This is a genomic window from Tissierellales bacterium (assembly GCA_025210965.1).
Lineage (GTDB): Bacteria > Bacillota > Clostridia > Tissierellales > JAOAQY01 > JAOAQY01.
Window position 1 is genome coordinate 1 of sequence record JAOAQY010000178.1, and the last position, 4,042, is coordinate 4,042.

4 protein-coding genes are annotated in these 4,042 nt (G+C 30.0%); all 4 read left to right on the forward strand.

Annotation, left to right across the window (positions count from 1 at the left end; translation table 11 throughout):
- Window positions 1–141 precede the first annotated feature (141 nt).
- The 4 genes from N4A40_12405 to N4A40_12420 all read left to right on the forward strand — a co-directional run bounded on the left by N4A40_12405 (window position 142) and on the right by N4A40_12420 (window position 3,829).
- On the forward strand, window positions 142–273 hold the full coding sequence (locus tag N4A40_12405) for a helix-turn-helix domain-containing protein (protein MCT4662654.1): 132 nt from the start codon (window positions 142–144) through the stop codon (window positions 271–273).
- Between the two features lie 29 nt (window positions 274–302).
- Entirely contained in the window at window positions 303–1,088 is a 786-nt protein-coding gene (locus N4A40_12410) for an alpha/beta hydrolase (GenBank protein MCT4662655.1), read from the forward strand.
- An 11-nt stretch (window positions 1,089–1,099) separates the two neighbouring features.
- Window positions 1,100–1,849, forward strand: a complete 750-nt coding sequence (locus tag N4A40_12415; protein MCT4662656.1) for a TSUP family transporter — start codon at window positions 1,100–1,102, stop codon at window positions 1,847–1,849.
- Window positions 1,850–1,972: 123 nt separating this feature from the next.
- The gene (locus N4A40_12420; protein ID MCT4662657.1) at window positions 1,973–3,829 is read left to right on the forward strand and encodes a diguanylate cyclase; all 1,857 of its coding nucleotides are present in this window, start codon (window positions 1,973–1,975) and stop codon (window positions 3,827–3,829) included.
- Window positions 3,830–4,042 lie beyond the last annotated feature (213 nt).

Genomic DNA, 4,042 nt, shown 5'->3' on the forward strand with positions numbered 1-4,042 from the left:
AGAATGCATGATTTGCCGGTAGCAATAGAGCATATAATGCACGATGATTCTCAATTAGAATTGAAATAGAGGTGTAATTTATAAAGGGTGCAAAAATCTTTTTGTTTTGATATTTTCAAAATAAAAAGGTTTAGCACCTTTATGTATGACAAAGGGATATTTCTTACAAAAGGATCTATAGATAAAGTTGCAGAAAGGCTTCAAGTTTCTAGAGTTACGATATATTCTTATTTAGATGAAATAAAGAAGAAAAAACATAATAACGCCAAATAAATGAAGTTTCGGAAAAGAGGTGTAGGTATATGCTTAAGTATAGCATAAGTGGAAATTTAAGTGGACAACTCATAATTTTTATAAATGGGGCTGGAATGGGTCCGTGGATGTGGAAAAATCAGATTGAATATTTTGAAGATAAAAAATGTATAGTATTTGATTTACCGGGGCATGGTGAGAACAAAGATATAGAGTTTATTAGTATAGAGAATTGCCAAGAAATGGTAAGTCAAATTGTACTTAATGAATCAGAGTCCAAAGAAGCTGTAGTTATAGGACATTCAATAGGTGCGCAAATATTGATGTCAATGTTAGAGCATAATCAAGAAATAGTATCAAGGGGAATCATTATAAGCGGATTAAATGAGCAAATGAAATTTGTAAATTTTATGCTCAAACCATTGGTTAGTGTTTCTATGCCTCTTGTAAAACTTAGATGGTTTGCTAAGATTCAATCAAATCAGTTGTCTATACCAAACTATATGTTTGATGATTATTATAATGATTCAATCAAAGTATCAAAGGAAACTTTATATAGGGTATTGTATGAAAATTCAAATTTTGTTTTTGAGAATAGATCAAATTTCACGAAGCCTGTACTTATATTAGTTGGCGAAAATGAGAAAAGAGTAATGAAAAAATCTGCTAGAAAGAACTTGATGTTACTAGAGAAAGGAATTGGATATACAATCAAAAACTCTGCTCATGGTATTCCTTATGAATCAGATAGTTTAGTAAATCGTATAATTGAGAATTTTATAAATGACAAATCGATAGAAGAACATAAAGAAATATTGGAAATAATTAAAGAATAGGTAGGTGTAGTATGATATATTTAGTAATTTGTGTCGCAGGTTTTTTAGGAGCAATGGTTGATGCTATGGTAGGCGGAGGTGGATTGATTACTCTTCCTGCACTTATTTCTACAGGTATGCCAATACACATTGCTCTTGGTACGAATAAATTTTCTGCAAGTTGTGGTGCTATTAGTAGTGTTATTCACTATTACAAATCAGGAACATTAAATGAGAGGTTGATGAAAATTCTCATACCGTGTACATTTATAGGATCTGTAATTGGAGTAAATACGGTACTTATGATAAATCCAAATTTTTTAAAGGCTTTGGTAATAGTCATGGTCGTAATTATAGGGGTATATACTTTGGTAAATAAAAATCTTGGGATAGAATATAAATATGAGCAGCCAACAAAGAAAAAGCTTGTAAAAGGTGGTTTACTATCTAGTATAGTTGGATTCTATGATGGTTTTTTCGGACCAGGTGCAGGTTCATTTTATATATTTTCTCTTATTAAAGTATTTGGACTCGATTTTAAACATGCTGCGGGTAATGGCAAAACGCTAAATGCTACAAGTAATATTGCGGCTCTTGTAATATTTTTGTTTAGCGGAAATATCAAGTTCGAATATGCTATACCAATGGCAATATCTATGATTATAGGTGCTAGAGTAGGAACTATGTTGGCACTTAAAAACGGATCGAAATTTATAAAACCTGTTTTTGTAATAGTATCTTTTGTATTAGTTGCTAAGATGGGATTTGAACTTATCGTGTAATATATTGCAATATATTAAAAACTAGCTGAAAATAGCTAGTTTTTTTGATAGAATAAAAAAGGGATTGGGTTCTAAAGTACATAGGACATTTGGCAAAATACTTTACAGAAAGAATGTGTTTATTTGAAAAAAATATATTGGAAGATAATAGTGTTGTTGGTAGTGATTTGCTATGTTATTACATTGCTAATGAGTAGTAATTCAAATATGATTATTGCCAAGAATGGTGTAATAGACTTTAAAAATGCTGATTTGACAAATATTGTAAATTTGGATGGCGAGTGGCAAATTGCCTGTGATGAATTGATTAGTCCAAGTGATTTTGACAGATTTGATGGGAAAAAGTATATAAAATTACCTAGTGATTTATCAAAGAATGATAATGGAAATTTTTTGAAAGATGGGAGAGGTGTAGCTACACTCAAACTGACTATAAAAGGGCTTGAGAAAGGCAGAGTTTATGGAATATCAATTCCCTACTTTTCATCGTCTAATAAAGTTTGGATTGATAGAAAAATGGTTTCGGAAACTGGTAAAGTTGACATAGCCGAGCAAAAATATGAGGCTAAGTATGTGCCAAGGGAGATATTCTTTGAAGCAAAATCAAAAAAATGCGAATTGCTGATACAAGTTGCAAATTTTCACCATAGAAGGATTAGATTGCTTTCTTTAAAGTTTGGGACATCAGAAGCAGTATATAAAAGTGTAAATAACAAAATTATAATGCAAAGTTTTACGATTGGTAGTTTGATGATAATTGCAGCTTATTATAGTATTTTGTATAAAATACAAAAGAGAGAAAAAGCTATGATGTATCTAGCTATAATAGCTTTTAGTGTAGCTATTAGGGAGATGATAGTACACGAGAGAGTATTGATTAGATTATTTCCTGATTTCTCAGCTGAATGGATGATGAAATTAGGATTTTTGCCGGTCTTTATAGTATTACCGTTTATAGCTATGTATATACAGGATATATTTAAAGTTTCAGAATTAGAAAAATTTATAAAATTGTTGAAAATAGTAGGTATAGTATCAACTATTTTGATAGTAGTTACTAATGTAAAGGTATATGATTTTATTTTTGAATATTGTAGTTTTTTAATACTTATTGCGGCGGCTTATTTAATCTATATAATAGTATCAAAAAAGCTTATACGAAATACGAAGAGAGCAGAGACCATGGCATTAGGTTCTGTAGCAGTTTTAATTGGGGCAACTAACGATGTATTTAGAGAGCTAGGCATCATAAGTACACCAGAGATGTTATCGGGTGGAATAGTAATATTTATTTTGCTTCAAGCGGTTTTTTTAGCATGGAGATTCAATGATTCATTTGAAAAAATTAGTATATTATCGCAAGAGAATGAAGCTATGTATGAAGAACTTCAAGAACTAAATTCAGAATTAGAAGAGAAAATTAGTCAAAGAACAGATGCACTTGAGAGGGCAAATAGAGAGCTCTCAAGATTATCAATAAAAGATCCGCTTACAGGAATTGGGAATAGAAGGTATTGTGATGAGAAATTAAAACAGTGCTGGAAGGAAAACGTAGATAATTCAATTAATGTGGGTTTGATAATGATTGATATAGATTATTTTAAAAAATACAATGATTTTTATGGGCATATAAAAGGTGATTGGTGTTTAAAAATGGTTGCAAAAACGCTTAGAAAATCACTGAAAGATGATAGATATGATGTTACTAGATATGGGGGAGAAGAGTTTTTAGTAATCATGCCAAAGGTTGATGAGAATGAGGCTATTAGTATTGCTGAAAAGATAAGAGACAATATTGGAAAATTGAAGATAGAACACAAAAATTCTAAAATAAGTGAGAATGTTACCATTAGCATGGGTCTTGGTATATTTTCAAAACAAGATTTTAAAAATGAAAAAGAATGGGTAGAAAAAACAGATGAATTACTATATTTGGCAAAGCAAAATGGCAGAAATCAATTTAAGATAGATATTTTTTGATATTTAAATTAAAAAATTTTAGATTTGTAAAGACAGAAATAGTATAATTATGAGCATTATGAAGATAAAAGTGAGTCTGTCAAGTAATTGGTGTAAATATTCTGAAATTTAATATTTAAAGATTAGTCATAGCCCTAATAAAAGCTATGACTTTTTTGAATATCAATTTTGTATTTTTCAATTTGATTTATATAAATTTGTTCTCAGCAAACA

Coding starts and splice junctions, on each gene's coding strand:
- N4A40_12415 (MCT4662656.1), top strand. CDS start 1,100: ATGATATATTTAGTAATTTGTGTCGCAGGTTTTTTAGGAGCAATGGTT.
- N4A40_12410 (MCT4662655.1), top strand. CDS start 303: ATGCTTAAGTATAGCATAAGTGGAAATTTAAGTGGACAACTCATAATT.
- N4A40_12405 (MCT4662654.1), top strand. CDS start 142: ATGTATGACAAAGGGATATTTCTTACAAAAGGATCTATAGATAAAGTT.